Origin of the sequence: Halobacillus naozhouensis (genome assembly GCF_029714185.1) — a bacterium.
Lineage (GTDB): Bacteria > Bacillota > Bacilli > Bacillales > Halobacillaceae > Halobacillus_A > Halobacillus_A naozhouensis.
In genome coordinates this window covers 3,534,080-3,559,416 of record NZ_CP121671.1, presented here as the reverse complement: position 1 = coordinate 3,559,416, position 25,337 = coordinate 3,534,080, and the positions used below count along the sequence as shown (strand labels likewise).

Annotated in this window: 29 protein-coding genes; 23 read left to right on the top strand and 6 right to left on the bottom strand. The window is 40.2% G+C overall.

Annotated features, from left to right (window positions below):
- Positions 1 to 116: 116 nt before the first annotated feature.
- From P9989_RS21735 to hmpA, 3 genes are all read right to left on the bottom strand, one after another.
- A complete protein-coding gene (locus P9989_RS21735; RefSeq protein WP_428841959.1) occupies positions 117 to 368 on the bottom strand; it encodes a TIGR04104 family putative zinc finger protein in 252 nt (83 codons plus the stop codon).
- 159 nt (positions 369 to 527) lie between these two features.
- Positions 528 to 683 (bottom strand): hypothetical protein, encoded by a 156-nt coding sequence (locus tag P9989_RS18300; RefSeq protein ID WP_283076285.1) that lies wholly within the window; start codon positions 681 to 683, stop codon positions 528 to 530.
- A gap of 49 nt (positions 684 to 732) precedes the next feature.
- Positions 733 to 1,953 carry an NO-inducible flavohemoprotein gene (gene hmpA, locus P9989_RS18295; protein ID WP_283076284.1) on the bottom strand — a complete coding sequence of 407 codons (1,221 nt, stop codon included), beginning with the start codon at positions 1,951 to 1,953 and terminating at the stop codon, positions 733 to 735.
- 348 nt (positions 1,954 to 2,301) lie between these two features.
- Between hmpA and P9989_RS18290 the strand changes: the two genes are divergently transcribed.
- A complete protein-coding gene (locus tag P9989_RS18290) occupies positions 2,302 to 2,841 on the top strand; it encodes an NUDIX hydrolase (protein WP_283076283.1) in 540 nt (179 codons plus the stop codon).
- A gap of 212 nt (positions 2,842 to 3,053) precedes the next feature.
- On the opposite strand, the gene P9989_RS18285 is transcribed toward P9989_RS18290, so the two are convergent.
- Positions 3,054 to 3,152, bottom strand: coding sequence for a putative holin-like toxin (locus tag P9989_RS18285; RefSeq protein WP_245804749.1), 99 nt, complete (start codon positions 3,150 to 3,152; stop codon positions 3,054 to 3,056).
- Between the two features lie 360 nt (positions 3,153 to 3,512).
- On the opposite strand from P9989_RS18285, the gene P9989_RS18280 reads away from it, so the two are divergent.
- The 4 genes from P9989_RS18280 to P9989_RS18265 all read left to right on the top strand — a co-directional run bounded on the left by P9989_RS18280 (position 3,513) and on the right by P9989_RS18265 (position 6,861).
- Complete coding sequence (locus P9989_RS18280) at positions 3,513 to 5,273, top strand: ribonuclease YeeF family protein (protein ID WP_283076282.1); 1,761 nt, start codon at positions 3,513 to 3,515, stop codon at positions 5,271 to 5,273.
- Positions 5,274 to 5,287: 14 nt separating this feature from the next.
- Positions 5,288 to 5,539, top strand: coding sequence for a hypothetical protein (locus P9989_RS18275; protein ID WP_283076281.1), 252 nt, complete (start codon positions 5,288 to 5,290; stop codon positions 5,537 to 5,539).
- Positions 5,540 to 6,022: 483 nt separating this feature from the next.
- Positions 6,023 to 6,463 (top strand): SMI1/KNR4 family protein, encoded by a 441-nt coding sequence (locus P9989_RS18270; RefSeq protein WP_283078975.1) that lies wholly within the window; start codon positions 6,023 to 6,025, stop codon positions 6,461 to 6,463.
- Positions 6,464 to 6,528: 65 nt separating this feature from the next.
- The gene (locus tag P9989_RS18265; RefSeq protein WP_283076280.1) at positions 6,529 to 6,861 is read left to right on the top strand and encodes a T7SS effector LXG polymorphic toxin; all 333 of its coding nucleotides are present in this window, start codon (positions 6,529 to 6,531) and stop codon (positions 6,859 to 6,861) included.
- Positions 6,862 to 7,374: 513 nt separating this feature from the next.
- Here P9989_RS18265 and P9989_RS18260 read toward each other — a convergent pair.
- On the bottom strand, positions 7,375 to 7,473 hold the full coding sequence (locus P9989_RS18260; RefSeq protein ID WP_240339660.1) for a putative holin-like toxin: 99 nt from the start codon (positions 7,471 to 7,473) through the stop codon (positions 7,375 to 7,377).
- Positions 7,474 to 7,817: 344 nt separating this feature from the next.
- Here P9989_RS18260 and P9989_RS18255 point away from each other — a divergent pair, with 344 nt between their 5' ends.
- The 13 genes from P9989_RS18255 (at position 7,818) to P9989_RS18195 (ending at position 19,883) form a co-directional block, all read left to right on the top strand.
- Positions 7,818 to 8,774, top strand: coding sequence for an LCP family glycopolymer transferase (locus tag P9989_RS18255; RefSeq protein ID WP_283076279.1), 957 nt, complete (start codon positions 7,818 to 7,820; stop codon positions 8,772 to 8,774).
- A 504-nt stretch (positions 8,775 to 9,278) separates the two neighbouring features.
- Positions 9,279 to 9,890: a hypothetical protein gene (locus P9989_RS18250; protein WP_283076278.1), complete on the top strand. Its 612-nt coding sequence runs from the start codon at positions 9,279 to 9,281 to the stop codon at positions 9,888 to 9,890.
- Positions 9,891 to 10,095: 205 nt separating this feature from the next.
- A complete protein-coding gene (locus P9989_RS18245; RefSeq protein ID WP_283076277.1) occupies positions 10,096 to 10,878 on the top strand; it encodes a fumarylacetoacetate hydrolase family protein in 783 nt (260 codons plus the stop codon).
- A 234-nt stretch (positions 10,879 to 11,112) separates the two neighbouring features.
- Complete coding sequence (locus P9989_RS18240; RefSeq protein WP_283076276.1) at positions 11,113 to 12,141, top strand: LacI family DNA-binding transcriptional regulator; 1,029 nt, start codon at positions 11,113 to 11,115, stop codon at positions 12,139 to 12,141.
- 39 nt (positions 12,142 to 12,180) lie between these two features.
- Positions 12,181 to 13,086, top strand: a complete 906-nt coding sequence (locus P9989_RS18235) for an energy-coupling factor transporter transmembrane component T family protein (RefSeq protein ID WP_283076275.1) — start codon at positions 12,181 to 12,183, stop codon at positions 13,084 to 13,086.
- Positions 13,073 to 13,933 carry an energy-coupling factor ABC transporter ATP-binding protein gene (locus P9989_RS18230; protein ID WP_283076274.1) on the top strand — a complete coding sequence of 287 codons (861 nt, stop codon included), beginning with the start codon at positions 13,073 to 13,075 and terminating at the stop codon, positions 13,931 to 13,933. Before P9989_RS18235 ends, P9989_RS18230 begins: the two co-directional genes overlap by 14 nt.
- Before the next feature lie 21 nt (positions 13,934 to 13,954).
- Positions 13,955 to 14,803 (top strand): energy-coupling factor ABC transporter ATP-binding protein, encoded by an 849-nt coding sequence (locus P9989_RS18225; RefSeq protein ID WP_283076273.1) that lies wholly within the window; start codon positions 13,955 to 13,957, stop codon positions 14,801 to 14,803.
- Entirely contained in the window at positions 14,787 to 15,641 is an 855-nt protein-coding gene (locus tag P9989_RS18220; protein ID WP_283076272.1) for a nucleoside phosphorylase, read from the top strand. The genes P9989_RS18225 and P9989_RS18220 overlap by 17 nt, the downstream gene beginning before the upstream one ends.
- Before the next feature lie 21 nt (positions 15,642 to 15,662).
- Entirely contained in the window at positions 15,663 to 16,469 is an 807-nt protein-coding gene (locus P9989_RS18215) for an MTAP family purine nucleoside phosphorylase (RefSeq protein ID WP_283076271.1), read from the top strand.
- A 9-nt stretch (positions 16,470 to 16,478) separates the two neighbouring features.
- The gene (locus tag P9989_RS18210) at positions 16,479 to 17,924 is read left to right on the top strand and encodes an amidohydrolase family protein (protein WP_283076270.1); all 1,446 of its coding nucleotides are present in this window, start codon (positions 16,479 to 16,481) and stop codon (positions 17,922 to 17,924) included.
- Positions 17,925 to 17,936: 12 nt separating this feature from the next.
- A complete protein-coding gene (locus tag P9989_RS18205; RefSeq protein WP_283076269.1) occupies positions 17,937 to 18,545 on the top strand; it encodes a class II aldolase/adducin family protein in 609 nt (202 codons plus the stop codon).
- A 53-nt stretch (positions 18,546 to 18,598) separates the two neighbouring features.
- Positions 18,599 to 19,675: an S-methyl-5-thioribose-1-phosphate isomerase gene (gene mtnA / locus P9989_RS18200; protein WP_283076268.1), complete on the top strand. Its 1,077-nt coding sequence runs from the start codon at positions 18,599 to 18,601 to the stop codon at positions 19,673 to 19,675.
- Between the two features lie 37 nt (positions 19,676 to 19,712).
- Entirely contained in the window at positions 19,713 to 19,883 is a 171-nt protein-coding gene (locus tag P9989_RS18195) for a DUF1427 family protein (RefSeq protein WP_283076267.1), read from the top strand.
- Between the two features lie 189 nt (positions 19,884 to 20,072).
- On the opposite strand, the gene P9989_RS18190 is transcribed toward P9989_RS18195, so the two are convergent.
- Positions 20,073 to 21,287, bottom strand: a complete 1,215-nt coding sequence (locus P9989_RS18190) for an MFS transporter (RefSeq protein ID WP_283076266.1) — start codon at positions 21,285 to 21,287, stop codon at positions 20,073 to 20,075.
- 419 nt (positions 21,288 to 21,706) lie between these two features.
- On the opposite strand from P9989_RS18190, the gene P9989_RS18185 reads away from it, so the two are divergent.
- From P9989_RS18185 to P9989_RS18165, 5 genes are read left to right on the top strand one after another with little or no spacing between them, the layout of a single operon-like run.
- Positions 21,707 to 22,429, top strand: coding sequence for a GntR family transcriptional regulator (locus tag P9989_RS18185; protein WP_283076265.1), 723 nt, complete (start codon positions 21,707 to 21,709; stop codon positions 22,427 to 22,429).
- Positions 22,430 to 22,473: 44 nt separating this feature from the next.
- Complete coding sequence (locus P9989_RS18180) at positions 22,474 to 22,797, top strand: (2Fe-2S)-binding protein (protein WP_283076264.1); 324 nt, start codon at positions 22,474 to 22,476, stop codon at positions 22,795 to 22,797.
- On the top strand, positions 22,787 to 23,887 hold the full coding sequence (locus tag P9989_RS18175; RefSeq protein WP_283076263.1) for an NAD(P)/FAD-dependent oxidoreductase: 1,101 nt from the start codon (positions 22,787 to 22,789) through the stop codon (positions 23,885 to 23,887). Before P9989_RS18180 ends, P9989_RS18175 begins: the two co-directional genes overlap by 11 nt.
- A complete protein-coding gene (locus tag P9989_RS18170; RefSeq protein ID WP_283076262.1) occupies positions 23,888 to 24,217 on the top strand; it encodes a (2Fe-2S)-binding protein in 330 nt (109 codons plus the stop codon).
- Entirely contained in the window at positions 24,214 to 25,308 is a 1,095-nt protein-coding gene (locus P9989_RS18165) for an NAD(P)/FAD-dependent oxidoreductase (protein WP_283076261.1), read from the top strand. The genes P9989_RS18170 and P9989_RS18165 overlap by 4 nt, the downstream gene beginning before the upstream one ends.
- Positions 25,309 to 25,337 lie beyond the last annotated feature (29 nt).

The window sequence follows — 25,337 nt, the reverse complement described above, 5'->3', positions numbered from 1 at the left end:
TGAGTGTGTTAATTGGCTGGGGAGGGGACCGAATTATTAAGAGAGAGTGAGCGGCCCCGCTATTATTTCTATAAAAGAGAGCGCACTTCTCCTATCGAAGTGCGCTCCAGCCGTCCTCACCAGAGAGGTTCCTCTTCATTAGAGAGTTTCAGTACAAATGGCAGGATGCTGAGATAGAAGACTACTGAAACGAAGAGGATGGCGACTTCAAAAATAACAGACATACTAAATGAAATAACCAGTGGAATCAATATAAGTGGGATCAAGGAGATCATGGAACTTTTCCACATGGAAGGTTGGGTTTGATATTGCGTTTTTCCGCAATGTGGGCAATCCATACCTCGGCGCATTCTAAACCCACTTCTCATGGATTGAGACCATGACCACATATGATCGCAATTTTGACAATTTGGCATAAAATCACCTCAAATACATAATGATGTGTGTTTACCATTATACCATTAATTGGTAACTGAAGTCATCTTCTGGTTAAGATATATTATGCTGATAGGTGGTGGGGCCAGTCTTTAATTTTCTTCCAGCATCCTCTTAATTTCTCTTTGTTCTTTATGAATCAATTCGACCTCTTGCCCTAGGTTCTCTAATTTAGTTGTGATCGGTTTTAGCGCTTCTTGCAACATTTTTTCAAGGCGGAGTGCTCTAGGATCTTCTTTTGTCTCCATTCGTTTCGTCTCCCTTCATTTTTCTTGAAACGTGTATGGTATGGAAAATTTACTTCTCTTCAAGTGTGCTCATCGGGTTGAATAATTCATAGTTGCGGTGTTCTGCTGGCACGCCCCATTCCTTTAGTGCCTGATTGATCGCTTTTAAAAAAGGAAGCGGCCCACAAAAGTAGAAATCTTTCTGGTTATCAGAGAGCACGGACTGCAGCCAATTTAAATCGATGTATCCTTCTTTATCATAACGTTTTTCTACGCGATCTTGCTCTGTTGGCTCTGAGTAACAGAAAAATGCGGTGACATTCGGATAGTCTGACGCCAACTGCTCGACGTGTTCTCTCATCGCATGAACTTCACTGTTTTCTGCGCCATGAATAAACGTAATTTCACGGTCGGGATCGTTTTCTACCAGGGTGTTGAGCATACTCATGGTTGGGGTTATTCCGACACCGCCGCTTAGTAGTACAATCGGCTGTTTTTCGCTTGAAATCGTGAAATCTCCTGCCGGTGCAGCGATGTTTAGTGTGTCACCTTCTGAAACTTGGTTATGGAGGTAATTGGATACCATCCCGGCTGGTGCATCGTCTTCTGGATCTTCACGCTTCACACTGATACGATAGTATTCTTTATTAGGGGCATCAGATAAGCTGTAGTGTCTCATATGGGAATATTGTTCGCCTTCGATATCTGCCTGTATAGTAAGGTATTGCCCAGCCTGATAAGGGGGAAGCGTGTTTCCGTCCTCAGGCTTTAAGTAAAACGATGTAATGACTTCGCTTTCTTTCACCTTTTGGTCTACATAAAAAGACCGATTTCCGATCCATCCTCCCGGCTGCTGCTCGGTTTCCTGGTAAAGTTGATCTTCCAAGTCAATGAAGATATTGGCAATCGCTTGATAGGCTTTTTCCCAGGCATCGATAATTTCATCTGTTGCCGCTTCCCCAAGGACATCTTTCACAGCTTGCAGTAACGTTTCTCCGACTATAGGATATTGGTCAGGGCGAACGCCTAGCGCCCGGTGTTTTTCCGTCACTCTCTCCACCATGGATTGAATCTCATCAAGGTTATCAATATTGGCTCCAGCTAAATACACACCGTACGCTAAAGCGCCTTGCTGGATGCCTAGTTTCTGATTGGTTTGGTTGAACATGTTGTACAGCTCAGGAACACGCGCAAACAACAATTCGTAAAATCTCTCTCCAATTTCCTGACTGTGCTCCTGCAATACCGGAGCGGTCGATTTAACGACTTCGATGGTTTTTGTGTCTAACATAAAAAATCTCCTTCCGTGTACGCTGATGACATTGTTATCTTAACCCTCCATTAAAAGGTTAGATCATAAACAACCCGAAAAGAAGTATTTTCAATACATCTTTAAAAAATGGTCACATTTGAATATTTTCGTAACAATAAAGAAGAAGTCAGGGTGAGTGAGAAAAAATAAATGAGAGAAGGAGGGCCATTCCTGTAAGGTGCTAGAGGCTATAACAACCATCGCTGCTTTATAGAAGTCCTTCTCTTGAAAGAAGAGAGAAGTGTTTTTGTCAGATAAAATAAGTTGACATGATGGAACGTTGGCAGGAAAATAAGTGGCATCATAATTTGTTAAAAGGAGTTCACTATGACGAGCGAACAACCGTGGAAGATGATAGAGTCTGAAAATGTTGAAGTGAGTAAGTTTACCGTGAAGAAGGAGCAAGTTCAACTCTCAAATGAGGATGAGATGGAATTTTCCTATGTGAGTTTCCCCCACGGTGTATGCGTATTGGCGCTAACAGAGGACAATCAAGTGATCATGCTAAAACAATACCGCCATGCGGTCAGGCAGTGGGAATTAGAACTCCCAGCTGGCGCGATTGACCATAATGATAACCCGCTAGAAACAGCCAAACGCGAATTGCTTGAGGAAACTGGATATCAAGCGGATCAATGGACCAACCTTGGGTTCGTTCATCCTTCTGCAGGATCCACATCTGAAGCGATTCACCTTTTTGCAGCGACTGACGCCTACAAGGCTGGGGAGCAAGACCTTGAAGCGAGTGAAGAAATCGAGATGCAGCTGGTTGATATGGATGAATTGTATGCGCTTATTGGGAGTGGCGATTTCAGGCATGGCGCGGGACTTGCTGCGGTTCTTAGGTATCGTTGTTTGGAAGACTGAACCGGGAATACCCATAAAAAATAAAAAGCACTCGACGCAGCTTGACTAGTTCATTTAACTTTTGTGAAAAACATGGTATAATTAAGTCAGAAATAGGATAAACATAAGAAAAGGAGATCACAGCTCCAACTGTGATCTCCTAGATAGTTGCTCTTGATTAGGGCAAGGCTATTCGTAAAAATAGACACTCCCCGTTATTCCAGACAGGGTGTCTATTTTTTTATGCGTATAATCGCCACAATCAAGGCAATCAATGTCACATTTAAGGTGCTAAAAGCTATAGCAACCATCAATGCTTCATAAACGCTCATGGCATCACCCCCCCTCATTATTTGACATGGGGATTAGCCGACACCCTATTCAATTCGAACAACTATCTATTTTCTATTATTACATAAATATGCTTGTAATCCTTTCAAAGTATTGAAAAAAGTCTGTTTAGGTACGTTTAATTTTATATTATCTCCTCGGGCCTTTGTTACGATGAGCAATTAATCGGACTTGGCGCGTTATATTTTTAGTTAACCTAGATGTGCTTATGGATATAGGATAAAAGTTTTCAATTTTCCTATTACCTTCCATCCATTTAATACGAAGAGTTGAATCCATGTATTTCTTTCTGGTAAAAAATTCTATATACTTGAAGTGAATAAGCGGAAAGAGGGTTTTACATGAAAGTATTGGATGTTTCGGACCTTCAGAAGGGTGGAGAAGGAACTATACATACGCTAGATCACTTGAAGAATTCCATCCATCATGTGAAGACCAGTATTGAGGCGATCGTTAACTTGGAAGATGCCCTTCGCGGGCAAGGAGGGGAAGCGATTCGAGCGTTTTACCAGGAAGCCCATCTTCCGTTTTTGAGCTATTTGGAGCAATTCCTTTCGCAATATGAAGCGGCGATTCAAAAGATGTTGGCTTCCCTGCGTGAGTTTGAACCGAATTCTGATGGAGTGATTCGGGAAGATTTTCTGGAGCAAGAGGTAGAAGCGGGATTACATAAAGCAAGTACCGTCACGACGGAAATCGTACAGGAAATCAATCAAGTCGTTAGCGGCGTTCGGGATATTGTGTCGCTGCCGTCTGTTGATGACAGTGCTTTTCTGCAGGAGATTAAACAGGCGAGGAACAAGAGGGACGAGACGGTGGAGCGGCTGCATGAGTTTGATCAGACGGAGTCGAGCCAGTTGGAGGAGTTGAAGCAAAGCTTATCCACCATGAATCAATACATAGAATCGATTTCTTCCCAATTTGAAGCCGGAGATATTAGTATAAGAAGTTATCAAGCAGGTCAGCTTCAATCAAATGCGGATTGGGAGTCTATCAATCTAGCAACGAGTGCGAAGATTATTCCCCCAGGTGAAGTAGGCGGGTTTATTCAGGACCAAAAGATGCTGGCCCCTGTATCGTTGGAGTATGAATTCACGTCAGAAGGGGTATGTACAAGGGAAGACATGATGGCGGCTTCGGCGGAAGGAGCGGATGTGGTCTGGTGGAAGAAGACGGCTTCCTTTGTCCTTGATTTTATTCCTATTGTGGGGAATGTCAAGGCGGCTATTGAGACGAATACCGGTGAGAACCTGATTACGGGTGTGGAATATGAAGGCTGGGAACGGGCGATCTTGGCAGCCTCTGTTGTTGGCGGGGGAATGGTTAAGGTAGTTGGGAAAGGTGCTAAGGGTGTTAGTAGTGTTGTTAAGGGTGCGGATAACCTTGAACTTAAGAATGCTGGAGAATACTTTAATCATATCAATAACATCGGAAAGCGAACAGATTTAACAAGTGAGCAAAAATTTGTAAAGATTCATGAGGCGTATGCTGCATTAGAAATGAAAGGTAATGTTACTGTTGTCTCTGACATGAAATTCTTGAAACCTGAAAGATTTGTCGATGGAAGAATGAATGTGGATTGGCCAAACAAGATGGGATTTTTAGAGGGTTCCATTCAGGAAATTAATAGAAAAAATCCTTTACCAGAAAGATGGGATAGAGTAGGCGGGAAGGGTGGAGAGAATTTCACTGTTTTACCTGATAACGGTATTCCACATACTTATGATCAACGTGCAATCCCCTATGTAGAAAACCCTACAGCAAGGCATGTAGGAACATTTGATAATGAATCCTATTTTAATGCGATTGATGCAATTAACATAGGAGACCTTGGGGAATTGAATAAAATCGTAGTTGCTAATGGAAAGAATCCAATTTCTAATGTGGATTTTATGGATTTTAAGGCACATTATACCGATTTCCAAGATAATGTAAAAGAAGTTATTGGTAGTACAAAGAACGCGTATGGATTGAAAGGTACTGCTGCTCCATGGAAGAACAGTTCTACAGGACAAGATTTAATGAATGGGGGAGCAGAGCAAATTGTAACACCACTAAATGCTGAGATGTTAGAAATGATCGGAATTATTCCGAAATACTAAAGGGGTATAATAATATGACAAAACAACAGTTTCTAAATAAATTTGAGTCTGAAAAACTGAACATAGGGGAGTACATATTAATACTCGAAAAGATATCAGACGCTCCGCTTGTTATGGGATGTGCATTTGATAAAGGGATGTGGAAAATTTACAAAACAAAGGAGCGAGGAGGTCACTACATTATTAAAGAAACTGAAAGTGAAAATGAAGCATTTGATTTTTTCTATGAATTAGTACTAAGTGCACATAACAGACTTAATAATTAAAAACAAAGCAAATAGAATTATTTAGAAGATGGATCAACTGTTCGAGTGTTACAGATGATTTAACTTGTTTTTTGATAAAAAATTAATAGATTCGGTTCGAGGGAAAAAGAGGCAAGCTGTAACAAAGAGACCTTGATTGGCTACAAACCATTCAAGGTCTCTTTCGATTTGAAGAGAAAATGTTGTTGGGCTTACATAAAAAAACAAGTGATCGTCACGACTATTGATTCAGGAAGTCAATCAGATTGTTAGCGGTGTTCAGAACATTGTAGCACTGTCGTCTATCGACGATCATGCGTTTTTGCAGGAGATTCAACAGGCGAGGAACAAGAAGACGAGACTGTTGAGCAGTTGCATGAGTTTGATCAGACGGAGTCGAACCAGGTGGCGGAGCTGAAGCAAAGCTTATCAAAGTGAGCACCAGGCGGGTATTCATGGAACAGGATCACCAGCTAAAGAGTTGTTTAGAGGAGGTAAAAGATGATGAGTTATAATTTTATTAAAGCAAACCAAGAAAATAGTTTTTATGCCGTGACTGACAGTGAGATAAACGAAGTTGAGCAAACTCTAGATATTAAATTTCCTAATGAATTAGTTAATTTCTATCTAGAAGTTGGTTATGGATTTATTAAGGGGTCAGAACATAATATTAATCGTATTATGGATCCGTATTCTGTAAGGGATTTTAGGTTGAGAGTAAATGATTTTGAATTTTATCCTGATATAGAAATATATGATGAATTTGAGAATAATAAATTAATATTTTTTGAAGGTAGTGAATCAGCATTAATGTCAATCGAGCTGAATAATAATAATGAAAATCCGATCTATTATTATGATATACAAATTGCGACTTCTCTAACAGATTTTTTAAGGAAGATAGATGAAAATGATAATTATTACCTCGATTTATTAGTAGATTAAAAAATTTACAAGGTTATTATTTCATCCTTGATTGGTTGTACGCCTCTCAAGGTTTTTTCGTTGAAATGGGCTTACATAAGGCAAGTACCGTCACAACTGAGATCGTTCAGGAGGTCAATCAAGTCGTTAGCGGCGTTCAGGATATTGTGTCGCTGCCGTCTGTTGAAGACAGTGCGTTTTTACAGGAAATTCAACAGGCGAGGAACAAGAAGGACGAGACTGTTAAGAAGTTACAAGAGTTTGATCAGACGGAGTCGAGCCAGTTGGAGAAGTTGAAGCAAAGCTTATCCACCATGAATCAATACATAGAATCGATTTCTTCCCAGTTTGAGGCCGGAGATATTAGTATAAGAAGTTATCAAGCAGGTCAGCTTCCGATTGGGCGTCTATCAATCTAGCAACGAGTGCGAAGATTATCCCCCCAGGTGAAGTAGGCGGGTTTATTCAGGACCAAAAGATGCTGGCCCCTGTATCGTTGGAGTATGAATTCACGTCAGAAGGGGAATCGTATTATGGGTCTAATGCTCTGTAAGGGATTTTCGGCTGGGTGTAAATGACTTTGAATTTTATCCTTGTTTTGGGATATGAGTTTTCTGGGGTTTGGGGGCTAGCCCCCATGGTATGAAGTATAATCATATCTGAGTATAAGAATTTTATTTATGGATAGCTGCACTGGCTGTGGTAGGTACAATGGATCAAGCAAGCCGAATACCTGAGCAAGGGAAGATGCAACCGATGTAATCCACTATTCATTTAACTTTCGCTCAAAACATGGTATAATTAAGCTAGAAACAGGATACACATAAGAAAAGGAGATCACAGCTCCTACTGTGATCCCTAAGATAGTTGCTCTTGATTAGGGCATGGCTGTTTGGTGAAAATAGACACTTCCCGTTTGGTTGGTAGGGTGTCTATTTTCTTTTGCGTGAAATTGCCACAACTAAGGCAATCAATGATACATTTAAGGTGCTAAAAGCTATAGCAACCATCAATGCTTCATAAACGCTCATGGCATCACCCCCCTCATTATTTGACGTGGGGATTAGCCGACACCCTATTCAATTCGAGCAACTATCTATTCTCTATTATTACATAAATATGCTGGTAATACTTCCTAAATAATAGATCTTTCTGAAGAAATCAAGATGCAGTTCTGGTAATACAATTCATCGAAAATAGACACTTTCTGCTTGGTGGCCAGAGGTGTCTATTTTTTGCGTGAAATGACCCCACCTAGGTCAATCTATTAAGCTGTTTGCAATTCTAAGAATTTTGTCGTATTCTTGTTGTCTGTGAACTTTATAGGTATAATGAAGGATAGTAGATTTACAAATAATGGAGTGAGACAATAAATATGAAACGTTCAGATATACACAAGAAGAAAAAGAAGGGCAAGTGGTGGAAGATACCGCTTATCCTAATCGCCTTGCTGATTGTAGGCGGGGGAGGCTACCTGTACACCATTTATGCCGGAGCGAAAAGCACGGTTGATGAGGAAATGCATGAGAAGGTAGCTTCTATTGATCATGAAGCGGCCAAGAAAAAAATCTCTCAACAGGAACCTTTAAATATTTTGCTGATGGGTGTAGATGAAAGAAAAGGGGATCGTGGCAGATCAGATGCTCTAATGGTACTTTCATTAGATCCTGCCAACAATCGCAGCCAACTGATCAGCATTCCGCGTGATACGAGAACAACGCTTGTGGGTGACGATCCGATGGCTGGAACGAAAGACAAGATTAATCATGCGTATGCGTTTGGCGGCACCGACATGACGATCAACACTGTGGAGAATTTTCTAGATATTGAAGTTAATTATTATGTGAAGATGAACATGCAGGGGCTCTCTGAAATGGTCGATGCAGTGGGTGGTATTACTGTAAACAATTCACTGAATTGGTATGATACGGGGTATTATAAAAAAGGATATCATTATGAAAAGGGTAGAATTACGCTGAATGGCCCGCAAACGATGGGCTATGTACGAATGAGATATCAGGATCCAAATGGTGATGCTGGGCGTAACGAACGTCAGCGCAAAGTGATTCAGGCGATCATTGATAAAGGGGCAAGCATTAGTTCGGTGAGCCGGATTGGTGATATCATGGATGTTCTTGGCAATAATGTGAAGACGAATATGAGTTTCAGTGTTATGAAAGATATTATGTTGAACTATCGCAGCGCTCAACAGAACATGGTGACTTATCAAATGACGGGAACCGGAACTAAAATTAACGGGACTTATTATTTGAGGGTTTCAGACCAGGAAGTTCAGGAAGTCCACAATATGATTAAGGAATACAGTTCATAAGCTAAAAGGGGTGTCTTCATATACTAGGAGGCACCCCTTTTGTATAGGCGCACTATTTTCTTGATCATTTTTAACGTTGCCCAAAAGAATTTTATATATATTTTATTGCTAAGCCGAGTATTAATAAATACCTGGCTTTGTTTTTTTATAAATAGATTCGTGTGTTTTGAATAGTTCATTTTTTCCAAAGTACTTTTTGTGAAATAGACTATGTGTTAACCAGCTTTAAAAAAGATAACTACAAAAGCATGTCACCTGATAATATTAAGTATTTTCAAAATATTGTTGAAATTGAAAACATCACTATGTATAATGACGTATAAGAAAGCGTTTCCACTTGACGATTAATTTCATTTTGCTTTTTGTGGAAACGTTTTTACATTTGGCAGAGGATTAAAAGTTGGGTAGAGTCAGCTTTTTCTCACAATTGAGAGAGAAGGGAGTGAAGTTAGAGACAAGTTACCAATCATTCTGGATATTAAAACGAGGAGGGAAATGCAGCAGATGATGAAAAAGAATTCAAGCTTTGTTGTGGCGATGATTCCTGCTGGGATCGCCTTAAACTGGGTAGCCAACTCTATTGTTGAAATGTTGAAACTACCTCTGTTCCTAAATAATATAGGAACGGTATTGAATGCAATTGTCCTTGGTCCTGTTTGGGGAGCTGCTACTGCTTTGATGACGAATGTCATTTTGGCATTAATTGTTCGTTGGACTTACCTTCCATTTGCTCTTGTAGGCGTATTTGTAGCCTTTATGGCTTATTTTTTCTTTAGAAAAGGTTGGTTCAAGAAAACTTGGAAAGTAATTGTCAGCGGTTCGATCGTAGGGTTAGTGGCGTCACTGATAGCAACTGTTATCTCAGTTTATGCTTTCGGAGGCTTTTCAGGCCATACGGTTGACGTATTGACAGCAGGGTTAATTGCTTCGGGACAAGAAATTTTTAATGCAGCCTTTTTGGCAAACATCCCTGGCACAGTGGCAGATAAAGTATTGACGTTTTGGATCGTTTGGATGATCTTGAAAACGTTTCCCGTTAGGTTCTTGCCGAATGCTAAAGATATTAGAGAAAAAATTGGTGTAACGAAAGAAAAAGATAAAAAGATTTCGGCATAAAAAAAGAACATCAAAACAACAAATTAATGAAAATTTGTTGAATGATGCTCCAACTACTTACTAAATATTGTATATAAAAGCGCTGCGTAAATCAATTGAAAGCACTTAGGGTCCATAATTGAAATGGCCGGAGTGCCTCCAACACTTTGGTCATTTCTATACGGGGTAAATTGTTGTTATGGCCCAATAAAGCGGGAGGTAGAATATGAAGTTTGTAAGATTTGCACTGAAAAATGATGAGGTAACTAAGCAAGGCATTCTTTCCTCAGAAGAAATCAAAGAAATTAGCGGAGATATTTTTAATGATTGGGAGTATACGGGTGAAACCTTTGCGGGAAGTCAGATCGAGTTGTTAGCCCCGATCGAACCTAATCAAGTGATTGGAATAGGGGCTAACTTTGTAAAAGATATTAAAGAGCTCCCAGAACAGCCACCGGAAATGCCTGTATTCTTTTTCAAATCTCTTCCTTCTGTTACGGGGCCGGGGTCTGAAATCAAGATTCCAGACTCAATCGAAGAGGTAAAATTTGAGTCTGAGATTGCGGTCGTCATGGGGAAGGAAGCAAATCAGATTAAAGAGGATGATGTATTGGATCACATATTCGGATATACAGTCGGGAACGATGTGACCGCTCCCCAATACTTTCATGAAGATGGGCATTGGACGTTGGGGAAATCATTTAATACGTTCACCCCGCTAGGTCCAGTCATCGAAACCGACTTTGATCCAACAAAAGCTAGAATAGAAGCGATTCATAATGGTGCGAAAAAGCAAGACAGTAAAACAGATCTAATGATAGTCTCCATTCAAAGGATGATAGCCTATCTAAGTAATGTAATGATACTGAAACCAGGTGATATCATTCTGACGGGAAGTCCAGTAGGAGCTGACTTTCTAGCAGAGAATGATGAAATTGTATGTAGGGTGGAAGGGATAGGATCTCTTAAGAATTCAGTGACTAAAGTGAAAAATAGTTCACTGGTATAAAATTAAATCACTCTTTCTCTATTCCTCATGATGTGGAAACGTTTTTATTAATTCCTAAAGTAATGAAAGACAGGGGTTATTAGTTTTCTGAAAATTATTGCAATATTTCTGTTTCTTACCGTATAATGGAATTTAAAGAGGGCGTTTTCATTACGGGTGAAAGAATATTGATAAATATATTTTTTATATTCATAAGAAAACGTTTCCACATTTAAAGATAGGAAGTGGAGAAATATGGTTACCATCAAAGATGTAGCGAAAGTGGCTAATGTATCGATTTCAACGGTCTCAAGGGTTTTGAATAAAAGCGGATACACGAGCACGGGGACAAAGGAAAAAGTAATGAAAGCTGTAGAGGAATTGAACTTTGAAAAAAACATGGTAGCAACTGCCATGATTAAGAAAAAAACATCGACTTTGGGATTAATCATTCCCGATATAAAGAACATCTTTTATGGAGAATTAACGAGAGCCATAGAGGATAAAGCGAATCAATATGGATTTAACGTAATTCTTTGCAATACAGATAATGATTTAGACAAAGAAGCAGACTATCTTAATTTTTTATTACGAAAAGGAGTAGATGGAATTATTTTCTCTACACCTGAAATGAATGATAGAAACATTAGGGAAATTATGAAGAAGCGTCCAGATCTGCCTTTTATCATTATTGGCAGTAAAGTAGAGGGCGTCCAACTCGATGAGATACTAGTCGATAACCTCGAAGGTGGCTATCAAGCTACAGAGCATCTATTAGAACTAGGTCATAGAAAGATTGGTTTCATCGGGGGGCAATTAGATTCCTATGCCACTTCAGAACGGTATAAAGGGTATGAAAAAGCATTTAATGACTATGGACTGACTCCTAATGAAAGTTATGTCAGGTTAGATGAATTTAAAATTCATAGTGGTTACAACATTGGAAAAGATTTATTATCCTTATCCGAACGGCCAACTGCAATATTTGCAGCGAATGATGCTATTGCGGTCGGTGTTTATAAAGCAGCAAGAGAACTAGATATCAATATCCCAGATGAATTGTCGGTAATCGGTTTTGATGACTCCCAATATGCGGATATCGTGTACCCGCCACTCACCACAATTAGGACGCCGATTATAGAAATGGGTGAAAAAACCGTTGATCTGGCTATTCAAATCTCAAGAAAAGGTAAGAACTTTAAAGAAACGGTTACTTACCAGCCTTCATTAATAGAAAGGGATTCAACAGGCAGGGTAAAAGAGAACAAGGACTATCCTAAATAGTATAGCCCTTTATCTGTAGGGCGAAAAGGAGGAAAGTACGTGAACAGTTTGTATATTCCTAAAGACAGCTTGATTCATAGTTTAGACCCGAGAACCAAGATGATATTTGTTGTTTTTGTTGTGATCAGTTCTTTCATTTTAAATGATCCCGCTTTGCAATTGTTATTTCTAGCAGCATTGTTTCCGTTAGTCGTGATCTCAAAATTGGTGACTCCCTACTTGATTTCCATTCAATTTCTTTTATTGTTCGCTGTACTGATTATGACGGTTCATGGAATTTACAATCCAATAGGTGAAACGCCTGTTTTTGAGATCTTTGGGGGCCTAACCTTTAAATATGAATCTATGGTTTATGCTGCCGTCATGTCCTTCAGAATTCTTGTTATTGGTACTGCAGCCGTTCTGTTTGTGATGACGACACACCCATCAGATATGGCCTCTGCATTAGTAAAATGGAAAGTTCCTCACTCCTTTGCTTTCATCTTGTTGTCCACCTTCCAAATCATTCCGATCATTGCACGCGAAGCAAAAATAGTAATGGAAGCCCAACAAGCAAGATGTTTAGACGCGAAGGGAAGTATTATACAGCGAGTTAAAAATTTGGTGCCTATCTTTGCTCCTCTTTTTATTATCACCTTCATGAAGGTCCATCAACTATCGTATGTACTAGAATGTAGAGCTTTTAGCAGAGAGGGGACTAAAACAAGTTTGCGTGACACTAAAATTGGTTCAAAAGATTACTTCTTTCTATTAGGGATTTTAATTGTCTTAGCTTTTGAAGTTTATGTAAGGATGTTCATGATAGAATCACTGAATCTTACAACAGATGCTTTGCTGACTTATTCTTTAATCGGTACATGGATCTTGTTCGGCTTCATGATTGCTAAATTCTTATTCAAGCGAATTCAGGTGTATATGGGAGGGCTGGCCGATGCCAGAAGCTAAAAAAGCAATTGACGTGTCAGGTTTATCCTTTCAATATCCCGATACGGAAGAAAAGGTATTGAATGATATCAACTTTTCGGTAGATTACGGTGAGATCTTAGGAATAATCGGGCCTACTGGTGTTGGGAAATCTACCTTAGCCATGTGTATCAACGGTTTAATCCCCCAAGTGATCGAGGGGGAAATGGAAGGGGAAGTATTTGTTAAAGGTCTCAATGTTCATGAGGGAAATGTAGCGAAAATGTCAGAACATGTTGGGTTTGTATTTCAGGAGCCTGAGAATCAATTGAGTCAGATGACTATTGAAGAAGAGGTTGCATTCGGAATGGGTAACTTGGGAGTTCCGAGGCAAGAGATGGAACCTAGAATAAAGGACGCTCTTGCACAAGTAGGGTTATCCGGTTTTGAAAAACGTAGTCCTCTTGCTCTTTCAGGGGGGCAGCAGCAACGTCTGGCAATTGCATCCGTACTTGCGATGCGCCCGACAGTCATGATTATGGATGAACCTACTTCGATGCTTGATCCAAAAGGGAAAAATGAAGTGTATGATGTATTGAAAAATTTAAAGGATTATGGAATGACTGGGGTTATTATTGACCATGAAGTCGAAAGGATTGCTGCCTACTGTGATAAAATTCTGGTTCTCGATGAAGGACAAATCCAAATGTCGGGCACACCGAATGAGATATTTACAAGGGTTGAGAGACTTCATCAATTAACCCTTCATGCGCCTCAGGTGACAGAGTTTTTATTTCAATATAACCAGGAATTTGGACAGGATTTAAAACTGTCTACTGATTTGGTGGAAGCTATTGAAATTTTAGAAAGCGCTTACGTTAAAGATTAATAGAAACAGGAGGTGCAAGAAATGGACCCTTATATTTCGGTGGAAAATGTGTCACATGTTTATTCGAATGGAGTGACCGCCATTAAAGATATTGATCTAGATATCTATGAAAAAGAAGTGGTTGCCATATTAGGGAGCAATGGCTCTGGCAAGACCACCTTGGTGAAACATTTTAACGGTCTGTTAACTCCTACCAAGGGAAAAATCACGGTAGGGAACTTGAACACAAAGAAAGAAAAAGTCTCGAAATTATCAAGTCTTGTCGGTTATGTATTTCAAAATCCAAATCACCAGACATTTTTGCCAAAAGTCAGTCAGGAACTCTCTTATGGTTGTAAAAACTTAAAGATGTCAGAAGAGGAAACGGAAGAGCGTGTGAATAAAGCCGTTGAATTATTTGAACTTCATGACCGTCTTGACGAGAATCCATTCGATTTGAATTCGAGCCAACGTAAAGAAGTAGCTATGGCCTCGATTATGGCCATTTCTCCACAAGTTATTATTTTAGATGAACCTACGACGGGACAGGACCATAAAGGTTGTAAACGAGTTCTCGAACTGGTGCGGATGTTCCGAGATCACGGTCATATTGTCGTTTTGATTACTCATGACATGCATTTGATAGGTGAATTGAATTGTCGCACGGTCGTTATGCATCAAAGTGAAAAAATCGCAGATGATCAAGCTGATGTGGTTTTTGCAGATAAAGAAATTATGGGGAAAGCAGGACTTCAGCCCCCGCAAATCACCTCTTTTGCTAATGAACTATCTCATTTAGATCAAAGTAAAACTTATTTAACGATTCATTCAATCTTAGAATCAATGAAGGCTAACAAAAAGGAGAGTGTAAAAGTTGCTTCAAGATCTTAAATGGAAATCAAAAGCCAATCGACCAGAATTAGAGGACCAATCCCAGTACCATATCCGATGCCGTCCAGGTGACGTGGCCAAATATGTTCTTTTACCTGGAGACCCGGAAAGAGTTGGACAGATGGCTGACCAGTGGGATGAAAAGGAACACATTGCTACCTACAGAGAACATGTTACATACACTGGGAAAGTCGGTGATGTAGATATATCGGCGTGTTCTACGGGAGCGGGGGGACCATCCACAGCTAGTGCGCTTGAGGAGCTAGCTGAAATTGGAGCAGAGACTTTTATCCGTGTAGGAACTTGCGGAGCTATGCAAGAGAAGATTGAACCAGGGGATTTAATTATCTGTGCTGGGGCTGTTCGTTATGATGGGACAAGTGATCAGTATGTCGACGCTAAATTCCCGGCGGTCGCCAACCAAGAAGTGGTCATGTCGTTGATTGAAGCAGCTGAACGTCTCGGCGTCAATTACCATGTAGGAATCGGCTATACTTCAGCTTCTTTCTTCTGTGGCCAGGGGCGTCCTGGTTACAATAATTACAATCAAAGCTTCATGGATACGATTATGAATGATATGCAAAAAGCGGGTGTTCTGAATTTTGAAATGGAAGCCGCGACAGTCCTAACCTTAAGCAGTTTATTCAACCTGCGAGCAGGAGCCATTTTTACCGCTGTTGCCAATCGAGTCAAAGATGAGTTTGCCTATAAAGGCGAAGGAGTAGAACAGTCCATTGCTGTAGCTACAGAGGCTACGAAAATCTTGCACGAATGGGACGAATTGAAGAAGCGTTCAGGAAAGCCATATTTCTATCCATCTCTATTGAGTTCAAAATAAATTATATAAGGAGGAGAAGTAATGAAAATAGGAATTGTTGGAGGTACAGGTTTTTACAATTTGGTTGATGGAATGCAGGAAAATAATGTTTCCACTGAATATGGAGAAGTCGTGGTATATGAAGGAAAACATGAAGGGAAAGACATTTACTTTCTTCCAAGACACGGGAAATCCCATGATAGTCTTGCTCACCAAATCAATTATCGTGCAAATATGATGGCACTAAAGGAATTAGGTGTAAACCATGTCGTAGGTATGTGTGCGGTAGGGTCGTTAAACCCTGATATTCCTGTAGGTGCCCTGGCGTTGCTAGATCAGTTTATGGATGTCACAACGAATCGGGTGAACACCTACGGGAAGTACTCAGTTGAAATTACTCAACCCTATTGTCCTGACTTGAATCAAAGCTTTTTAGAAGCGGCGGATGCACTGGAATATGAAATTACTCCCAAGGCTAATTATATTTGCGTCGATGGTCCACGTTATGAAACTTCACTAGAAATCAATGTCTATAAACAGTGGGGAATGGATGTCGTTGGGATGACGAATGCTACCGAAGCCATTTTGGCAAGAGAGTTGGGGATTGCTTATGCCGTCGTCACGATCTCGACAGATTTAGCTGCAGGTACGACAGATGTTCCGCCTGATCTGGAAGCCCATAAAAATGTAGTGAAAGACAATCAGCAAAAGATTAAGAATCTATTTTTGAAAACGATTGAACTTATTTCGGACGATAAGCCATCTATAGCTCATGAAGCCTACGAACGAGCATTGGCTGCACGTAAAGAAAAGTTAGCTCAAGCGGAAACTACCGAAGCCAATGTATAGAGTGATTCCATGTCTACATTAATTAAAAATGCTGAAATCATTACGATGGAAGCTGATATGGGGATTCTGAAAGGAAGCATTTTAATTGAAGAGGGAAAAGTCTCTCGGATCTTCCCGCATGAAAAAGAGGAATCTAGTCCAAATATAGACGCTTCTGAGGTCATCGATGCAGGATGGGATATTATAATCCCAGGCATGACCAACGCCCATTATCATTCTTATTCCAACCTTTTGAAGGGGACGGAAAATAATTTTCCGCTTGAAATCTGGTCATTATACACGATCGCTTATGGTCATTCCTTAACGGATGAAGATATTTATCTGGCAGTGCTTTTAGGAGCTTCTGAAATGATTCGAAGCGGAATAACCGGATGCATCGATCATTTTCCGCATCTTCCAAGAATGGATGCAGCGTTAAGAGCTTATGAGGAATCAGAAATGCAAGTATCCTTTGCTCCCATGATGCAGGATATCACGGACGAGGAATTTCTGGATATATCATTTCCTGATTATATTCTGGATAAACTGGAAATCAAAGAACCTTGGTCCACCGATGAATGGAGAGCATTTTTTTCAGAAGTTACTCAAAAGTGGCACACAAAAAATGGAAAAATCCATTTGATGCTTGGACCCAATGCTCCTCAGAGATGCAGCGGGGAATTACTAGGATTATGTAAAGAGTTAAGCGATCAGTTTGATTTGAAGGTCCATACTCATCTTCTGGAGACAAAAATTCAGGAGCAGGTTGGGCGCACGACCTACAACAATGGATTGTTCGGTCGTTTAGATGAACTGGGTTTACTTAATAGTAAATTGTCTGTTGCCCATGCTGTCTGGTTGACGGAAACTGAAATCGATCAATTAAAGAATAATCGGGTAGCTGTCATTCATAACCCGGCAAGTAATATGATATTAGGCAGCGGAGTCGCCCCGGTTTCCGACTATATTAAGAAAAAAATACGTGTGGGGATTGGTACGGACGCGTCGAATTGTGGGACGACCCATAATCACTTCGAAATGATGAGGCTTGCTGCCATGCTGCCACGCATCCATACCCCGGACTATAAGAAGTGGCCGAAAGCGCAGGATGTTTTTGAAATGGCAACCGTCTCTGGGGCAGAAATGGTGGGGTATGAAAACCTCAGAGGGAAAATCGCAGAAGGGTATGATGCAGATATCGTTTTTCTGAGTAGACGAAGCCCAACATTTGCATCAGCTCATGATCTCATCTCCCAGATCGTTTTTCATGAAAATGGTCAATCTGTGGATTCGGTCATGATCAAGGGGAAGTGGGTTTTGCGGAATAGGGAAATTCTCGCCTTTGATGAACAAAAGGTACTCAATCGTGTTCAAGAACGATTCGATTCTTTGAAGGAAAACTCTCGTGAGGCTGTCCATAGAGCGGAAAAACTTAAACCATATTTCGAAAATAATTATTGGAATTTTCAAAAATAGGAGGCGGTCATTATGAGTTTAGATCTATTAAAAAAGGAATTGCAATATGTTTCTCATAAGGTATATCAAAAGGGGTACACGCAGGCAACAGGAGGAAATATCAGCGTTCGTATTCCTGGGACCGACCATGTATTGATTAAGAGAAGTGGAATCAGCCTTGGCGAAGTCAGTCGTGAAGATGCTTTGATTGTAAACATGAATGGGGAAGTGATCGAAGGGCAAGGAAAACCCTCCAAGGAAATTGGTTTCCATTTAGGGATTTATAAAGTTCGCCCTGATGTTAATGCGGTGGTCCACTGTCATCCAAATTATTCGATTGGTTATGCCTGCTTGGGAGTAGAACTTCCACTGCCGACTGTTACCGCTCAAAAGCTGTTAGGACACGTTCCGATTGCTGATGCAGCTCCTTCGGGTTCTAAAGAGCTGGCCCAGCATGTAACCGATGTTTATACGAAATACCCCGATATAAAAATCGCCTTAATGAAAAATCATGGTGTGTGTTCCGTCGGACCTACATTGGAGGCAGCCTATAATGTGGTAGATCTTGCTGAAGCAACGGCAAAACAAGCCTATATTCTTTCACAGCTCCGTGTTGGGGAAAAAAGTGCCGTTACCAATTAAATAACTGCAAACATTGGAGAAATCTGCATGCACACAATAAAGGGAGAGGTTTTATGAGATTAATCGAAGAACTTGTCGGCAGCTTTAAAGATCAAGAACTTGCTCTTCCCATTTGGTATGAAAATGAGTCCTTAAAAGTATTGGATCAAACGAGGCTTCCTTTTGAAGAGAAAATTTACACGTTTACGAATGTTGGACAGTTAGGGGATGCGATTCGCTCGATGATGATTCGTGGATCTGGTGCGATTGGTATTTGCGGCGCCTATGGAATATTGTTGGCAGCTTTAAAGTCTAACGGTAATACCCAAGCTGTCAGAGAAGCAGCAAAGTTATTAAAAAGTACACGTCCTACAGCGGTGAATTTAATGAAGACCGTGGATGAAATGACCTCTGTAGCTGAAGGCTCTGGTGAAGAACTTATTGTAAACGTAGAAAAGAAAGCCGTTGAAATCCTGAAAAGGCAATTAGAGTTTGAGTATGATTTGGGGAGTCATGGGGCAAATTTGATCGAAGATGGAGATACGATTATGACCCATTGTCATTCCGGTGCCTTTGGCGGAGCGGGTTATGGCGGAAGAGCTCTATCTGTAATCAGGACAGCACATGAACAAGGCAAAAACATTCATGTGTACACTTGCGAGACACGTCCGTATTTACAAGGAGCAAGAATCACTGCACTTGAATTGAAGAAATTCGGTATTCCCCACACACTGATTACTGATAACATGTCGGGGTTTTGTATGAGGGAAGGGAAGATCGATAAAGTCGTGGTAGGGTCCGATAGGGTAGCTGCCAATGGTGATTTGGCTAACAAAGTAGGAACTTACATGCATGCGTTAGCGGCACAGGAACATAATATTCCATTTTACACTGCAACATCGAGTCATACCATTGATTTCAGTACTGTTAGTGGAGAATCCATTGAAGTGGAAATGAGAGATGCTGCTGAAGTGACCCATTTCAAAGGGATTCCGACGGCGCCAGAAGGAACAGAAGCACTCTACCCTTCGTTTGATATAACGCCTCACCATTTAATTACGGGAATCATTACGGAAAAAGGGGTGGTTTCAGTCCCATACGAAACTAACTTGAAAAAAGTGATCGATCAGGAGAATGTTTTTCAAAAATAACCCAAAGGAAGCCGGGATTTTATGAGGAGGTATAGGAATGGTAAAAGAAGCCCTCCTAGCGATGGTAGCAGGAATAGTAATTGGAGTAGTATTTAAACTCATCAAACTTCCATTACCTGCCCCTCCCGTCCTTGCCGGTGTTCTTGGCGTTGCGGGAGTGTACATTGGCGGAAAAATCATTGAGATTGTATTGGTCAGAATGCAATGAAGTGACTACGGAGGAAATGCTACGTGATACTGATCGGTTTATTAACTCAAAAGCTCTACCCTTAAACCGGAATAGTGACCTTGTCTTCCAAGGCCTGAATAACCAAGTGGTTGCACGTAACCTCGTTTACACTGCCGTCGATCGGAAACAAAAGTCAGAGAAGAAGTAAAGAATAAGGACCACTCCTCATTAATAGGGAGTGGTCCTTTCAATTGGATGACTATTGGATTCCTTATTTCTTTTTGCTTTCCATAAATACAAGCCATATACGAGTAAATATAGGACGAAAGTGAAAGCAGAAAGTTTGAACATGGAGGAATAACTCGTAACATTAGCATACGCTCCAAGTAAAATCGCTCCTATCCCAATCCCAGAATCATAAGCAGAGAAAAATGTTCCGTTCGCTGCTCCACGTTTTTCCGGAGAAGCCCGATTGATTGTCCAGGCTTGTAAAGAAGGCTGAATCAATCCAAAACTGAATCCATATAAAATAGCGGAAATGATTAGGTCGATGGTGGAATCTGTGAAAGATATATAATAGAGAGCAGCAATTCCCAGAACTCCTCCAGGGAATAAAACAAGAAATTCTCCTCTCCGATCAAAGACCTTTCCTGCAATAGGCCTTATGATAATGAGACATAAAGCGTTGGTAAAGAAGAACCATCCAACATGATCAATTTGTTTTTCTTCTGCGAAAAGAGTAATGAAGCTAACGATGCCACCGTAAGTGATGGCGATAATGAGCATCAGAAGAGAAGGGAATAAAGCATTACGATCAAAAAGAGAACTCAAGAAAGGTTTGTGGGTAGAACCACGATTATCTTTCTGCTTGTCAGGTGCGCTGAAATTTGAAAGGAGTAATGATCCAAGTGAAAAAAGCGACGCAAGAACAAATAGGATAAGAAACCCGTATGTATTCATCAACCAAATCCCCAACAAGGGCCCCAGCATCATAGCTATACTAATCGACAGACCAAAGTAACCCATTCCTTCTCCACGGCGGCTTTTGGGAATAATGTCCGAAGCAATCGTTCCGTAGATGGTCGTGGACATCCCCCACCCCAACCCATGGATGAGCCGAAGCATTAAGAGAAGAAAAACCGTTATGGCGAAGATGTAGCTGGAAATGGATAGAATCGTAATGATTAATCCAATGAATAAAATGGGTTTTCTCCCCATTCGATCAGCTGCTGACCCTGCAAAAGGGCGTATGATTAAGGCGGTAATCGTAAACATACCAATCACAAGGCCAACTGACGTGCTGTCGCCTCCGTGATCCTTCACATAGACCGGTAAAGTGGGTAATAACATTTGAAAACCCAAAAAAAGCATAAAGGTAGAAAGAATTAAAGTTACAAAACTGAAGGACCAAAGCTTTTCTTCTGACTTCTGTGTCACTTCCACCTACACATCACCTACATTTATGTGGTTACCTTTTATGATACCATTTATTGTCTAATTATTCACTCTATTTCGACTAATAGAATATAAAGTCCACAATATGATTAAGGAATACAGCTCTTAAACTTTAAAAGCTGCCTCCTAGCGCTTGCGTAGAGGCGGCTTTCTTCTATTTCTGGCATTATCCTTTTGTGAAAGCAATGAACAGAATGACCATAATGGATTGTTGATTCTACTAATCTCTTTGTCTTGGGAATTTGCTCAATGGATAAAGTAAGGTTGCTAAATAACTTAATCTAGGTACACAGTGAAATTTATTTAGTTTAAAAACTTGAAGGATTTCTCAAATAACGTATCGAAAATGTAATAATATCAGAAAAGTTATAATATTATAACTTATACTCGATTAGAAGGAGAAGAATATGAAGATTAATAAGAGCTTATCGTTACCTTTATACCAACAAGTAAAGAGATACTTAGAAGAGAAAATCACTTTGAAGGAATGGGAGGCTGGACATCGATTACCAACGGAAAAGGAATTATCATCTCAATTTAACGTAAGCACAATTACGATAAAAAGAGCAATTCATGATTTAGTAGACGAGGGGTTCCTATATCGACAGAGTGGCAAAGGAACATTTGTGACTGATAAAAAGGAACAAAATATTTCAAGGTTGGTTTCATTACGAAATGAAGCCTGGGAAGATCATAACCATCCGCATCGCACGTTAAATTTCAACAGAGAAAAAGCCGGCAGGAAGATTGGAAAGTTATTAGGATTGAGTGAAAAGCAAGAAGTTTATAAAATTAATAGAATTAAGCTCCAAGGAGATAAACCTATTGCCATTGAACATTCTTTTATACCGACGTCATTAGTTCCGAACCTAAATCCCAGCGATATCGAGAATGAACTTCTATATAATTTGTTTGAAGAGAGGTACCATGTAAAGTTAGAAAAAGCTAAGGTGTATTTTAATACCACTTTAGCTGATGAATATGAAGCAAATTTGTTGAAAATACCGTTAGGAGAGCAATTATTTGTACTCGAACGTTATACACTTACCGAGGCAAAAGATGTGATCGAGTACTCAAGGTTTATTTTAAAACAAGACCAGTCGAGATACTTTCTTGAGGTACCTCTTTAATTCATGATATAAGATTATAATATTATATTTTTAGGAGGGTTGTTATGTATATTGAGAATCATCCAATTTTAAAACAGGATAACAACCAAGAAGTTACTTTTTTCTATAAAGGAACAACTCTTAAAGCTAACCATGGACAGACGATCGCTGGAGCACTGATGGCTAATGGTATTAAGAAATTCGGCATAACTCGCAAGCTGCAGCAATCAAGAGGGTTGTATTGTGCAAATGGAAGGTGTTGTAGTTGTTTTGTCACTGTTAACGGCCTTGAACATGTACTTAGTTGTATGACTCTAATAGAAGATGGAATGGAAGTCAGTCCTAATAGTGGAGATCCTGACGTAAGGAGGGGAGATTATGGAAACTGACGTGTTAATTATCGGAGCTGGACCCGCGGGTTTACATGCAGCTTACGAAATGGCTGCCAATGGTGTTCAGACAATCATCGTTGACGAATCTTTCTCTCCGGGTGGCCAGTTAAAACAACAAACACAGTATTTAAATAATCTTCCAAGGCAGTTTGAAACTCAGAGAGGAATAAATCTAGTAGAAACGTTGACCCATCGTCTTCATTCCCTACCTGTGACCATGCTCTATAAACATACTATGATAGGAGCTTACAAGGACGGAAGCATTGGAGTATCTAACGGAGAAAGCACTTTCCCGATTAAAGCTAAGAAAGTGATTGTAACCACAGGAGCAGCTGAAGAGGCTAGTTTATTCCCAGGATGGACTCAACCAGGAGTCATGACAGTAGGAGCAGCACAAATATTACTTAACCGGGAAAGGGTATTACCTGGGAAGAATGCAGTCATCTTAGGGTACAACTTTTTCTCATTAGAAGTCGCACTACAATTAAAGGAGTGCGGGGTTAATATTCTAGGAATTGTTGAAAAGAATAACTCGTTAGATAGCGAAAGCTGGGAAAGGCTACGCTCGGAAATTCCCCTATTCTTAAATAGCAGTATTACTAGAGCGATGGGGAGAGGAGAAGTAGAAAAGGTTTTTATCAATCATAATGGTGTTGAAAAGGAATGGGAAACTGATCTCATTTGTATCGGAAATGGACTGTCTCCCATATTAGAGCCGTTTGAAATACTCGATTGCTCATTTATATATAAAGAAAAGCTAGGGGGATTGCTACCGAGGTACGATAGTAATCTAAGAACAGAGAACTCTTCGGTATATGTCGCTGGTAATGCTGCTGGAATAACTTGTATGGGTGGTATTTTACTAACTGCAGAAATTGCAGCCGTTGATGTTCTTGTCTGTTTGGGAGTGTTAGATGGTGAAGAGGCAGCGAAAAAAAGCACTTATTTATGGAAGGAACTTTTACGCATCGAAACTCAGACTGATAGTGAAGTATTCTATGCGAGAGTTGCTTCTATACAAGAATTTCATGACAAAAATAACATACCATTACCGACTTCATTTCATGCAATCTTGGAGGAATGCTAAATGGATAGATCCACAATTGTTTGTCGATGTGAAGAAATTAATATAGATGAAATAAAGACTGCTATTAAAGTGGGTGCCTCTACTTTCGATGACATTAAAAGACTTACTCGGTGTGGCATGGGACCTTGCCAATCTAAGGTTTGCATGAATCTTGTCCGGGAGTTATTAAGTGAAAGCTTAGGAAAGCCTTTAAAGGAAATTCCTCCTTCCAGAATGCGTATGCCATTAAAAATTACTCGCTTAGGAGCTCTAGTTGGAAAGGAATCATCTAACAGTGTCCTTTCTGTTTTTAGTGAATCATCTTTGGAAGAAGGCGATCAGCAAAAATGACTAAGTACTATGACATTGTAATTATCGGTTGTGGAGTAATTGGTAGTAGCATTGCCTATCACCTATCTGAACAAAAACAAAAGGATATATTGGTAGTGGACAAAGGATTCCCATTGTCGGGGACATCAGGTTCTACACAGGCTTGGGTGTGGGTTCATAATAAGACTCCCTCTTGGTATGGAGAGTTAAGTATGTACAGTGCAGAACTATATCCCTTCTTAGGAAAGAAAATAGGTGATGTGGAGTATAAAAGGACCGGGGGAATCGCACCGTTTTTTAATGAGTCAGAACGGGAGCAGGCTTTAAAGCTCGCTGAAGCTCAGGCGGCAGTAGGTATAAAAGTTGATGTGTTAAATAGGGACCAAGTACTTCAGAAAGAACCTTCTCTATCACCATCAATCGCAGGCGCGACTTATAGTGATATTGACGGTAATGTAAATCCTTTTAGACTAGTAGAACTCTATATTAAAGCTGCACAAAGAAATCATGTACAGTTCACATTTTATAACCCTGTTCTAGATATCAAGAAGGAAAAAGGTCTTTTTAAGATTTTAACAAAAAAGGAGGAAACGATCACCGCTGACAAAGTAATTGTAGCTGGAGGGCCATGGACAAAAGAAATTGGTGAAATGATGGGTGTACACATCCCTGTGAAACAGGTGCGCGGTCAAATCATAGTTACAGAACCGCTTGCTCCTTTCCTTACTCATACTATCGGTGGTATGCGTCAAGCGGAAAATGGAGAGGTATTGATTGGCTATTCTAAAGAAGAAGTAGGATATGACCGCCGGACAACGTTAGATGTGATCCAAGAGACTGCCAGAATGGCAGTAGATTATGTTCCAGCACTAGATAAAGCTAATGTAGTCAGGAGTTTTTCGGGCATAAGGGTTATCCCGAAAGATGGTTTTCCTATTGTCGGTACTATACCTGGCGTGCAGAACGCCTTCATTGCAACGATGCATAGCGGCATTACACTATCCCCCTTAATTGGCACCCTTATGACCGAATTATTAATGGAGGGGGAAACTTCCATTGACCTTGGACGCTTAAGTCTTCGGCGCTTTATGAAGGCCTCAGAAAAAATATAATGATCTGGATATGAAAGGGGGTGGCTACA

Coding starts and splice junctions, on each gene's coding strand:
- P9989_RS18205 (WP_283076269.1), top strand. CDS start 17,937: ATGAGTTTAGATCTATTAAAAAAGGAATTGCAATATGTTTCTCATAAG.
- hmpA (WP_283076284.1), bottom strand. CDS start 1,953: ATGTTAGACACAAAAACCATCGAAGTCGTTAAATCGACCGCTCCGGTA.
- P9989_RS18165 (WP_283076261.1), top strand. CDS start 24,214: ATGACTAAGTACTATGACATTGTAATTATCGGTTGTGGAGTAATTGGT.
- P9989_RS18275 (WP_283076281.1), top strand. CDS start 5,288: ATGACAAAACAACAGTTTCTAAATAAATTTGAGTCTGAAAAACTGAAC.
- P9989_RS18285 (WP_245804749.1), bottom strand. CDS start 3,152: ATGAGCGTTTATGAAGCATTGATGGTTGCTATAGCTTTTAGCACCTTA.
- P9989_RS18230 (WP_283076274.1), top strand. CDS start 13,073: ATGCCAGAAGCTAAAAAAGCAATTGACGTGTCAGGTTTATCCTTTCAA.
- P9989_RS18260 (WP_240339660.1), bottom strand. CDS start 7,473: ATGAGCGTTTATGAAGCATTGATGGTTGCTATAGCTTTTAGCACCTTA.
- P9989_RS21735 (WP_428841959.1), bottom strand. CDS start 368: ATGAGAAGTGGGTTTAGAATGCGCCGAGGTATGGATTGCCCACATTGC.
- P9989_RS18255 (WP_283076279.1), top strand. CDS start 7,818: ATGAAACGTTCAGATATACACAAGAAGAAAAAGAAGGGCAAGTGGTGG.
- P9989_RS18170 (WP_283076262.1), top strand. CDS start 23,888: ATGGATAGATCCACAATTGTTTGTCGATGTGAAGAAATTAATATAGAT.
- P9989_RS18265 (WP_283076280.1), top strand. CDS start 6,529: ATGGGCTTACATAAGGCAAGTACCGTCACAACTGAGATCGTTCAGGAG.
- P9989_RS18225 (WP_283076273.1), top strand. CDS start 13,955: ATGGACCCTTATATTTCGGTGGAAAATGTGTCACATGTTTATTCGAAT.
- P9989_RS18290 (WP_283076283.1), top strand. CDS start 2,302: ATGACGAGCGAACAACCGTGGAAGATGATAGAGTCTGAAAATGTTGAA.
- P9989_RS18240 (WP_283076276.1), top strand. CDS start 11,113: ATGGTTACCATCAAAGATGTAGCGAAAGTGGCTAATGTATCGATTTCA.
- P9989_RS18245 (WP_283076277.1), top strand. CDS start 10,096: ATGAAGTTTGTAAGATTTGCACTGAAAAATGATGAGGTAACTAAGCAA.
- P9989_RS18210 (WP_283076270.1), top strand. CDS start 16,479: ATGTCTACATTAATTAAAAATGCTGAAATCATTACGATGGAAGCTGAT.
- P9989_RS18300 (WP_283076285.1), bottom strand. CDS start 683: ATGGAGACAAAAGAAGATCCTAGAGCACTCCGCCTTGAAAAAATGTTG.
- P9989_RS18175 (WP_283076263.1), top strand. CDS start 22,787: ATGGAAACTGACGTGTTAATTATCGGAGCTGGACCCGCGGGTTTACAT.
- P9989_RS18180 (WP_283076264.1), top strand. CDS start 22,474: ATGTATATTGAGAATCATCCAATTTTAAAACAGGATAACAACCAAGAA.
- mtnA (WP_283076268.1), top strand. CDS start 18,599: ATGAGATTAATCGAAGAACTTGTCGGCAGCTTTAAAGATCAAGAACTT.
- P9989_RS18185 (WP_283076265.1), top strand. CDS start 21,707: ATGAAGATTAATAAGAGCTTATCGTTACCTTTATACCAACAAGTAAAG.
- P9989_RS18270 (WP_283078975.1), top strand. CDS start 6,023: ATGAGTTATAATTTTATTAAAGCAAACCAAGAAAATAGTTTTTATGCC.
- P9989_RS18250 (WP_283076278.1), top strand. CDS start 9,279: ATGATGAAAAAGAATTCAAGCTTTGTTGTGGCGATGATTCCTGCTGGG.
- P9989_RS18215 (WP_283076271.1), top strand. CDS start 15,663: ATGAAAATAGGAATTGTTGGAGGTACAGGTTTTTACAATTTGGTTGAT.
- P9989_RS18280 (WP_283076282.1), top strand. CDS start 3,513: ATGAAAGTATTGGATGTTTCGGACCTTCAGAAGGGTGGAGAAGGAACT.
- P9989_RS18195 (WP_283076267.1), top strand. CDS start 19,713: ATGGTAAAAGAAGCCCTCCTAGCGATGGTAGCAGGAATAGTAATTGGA.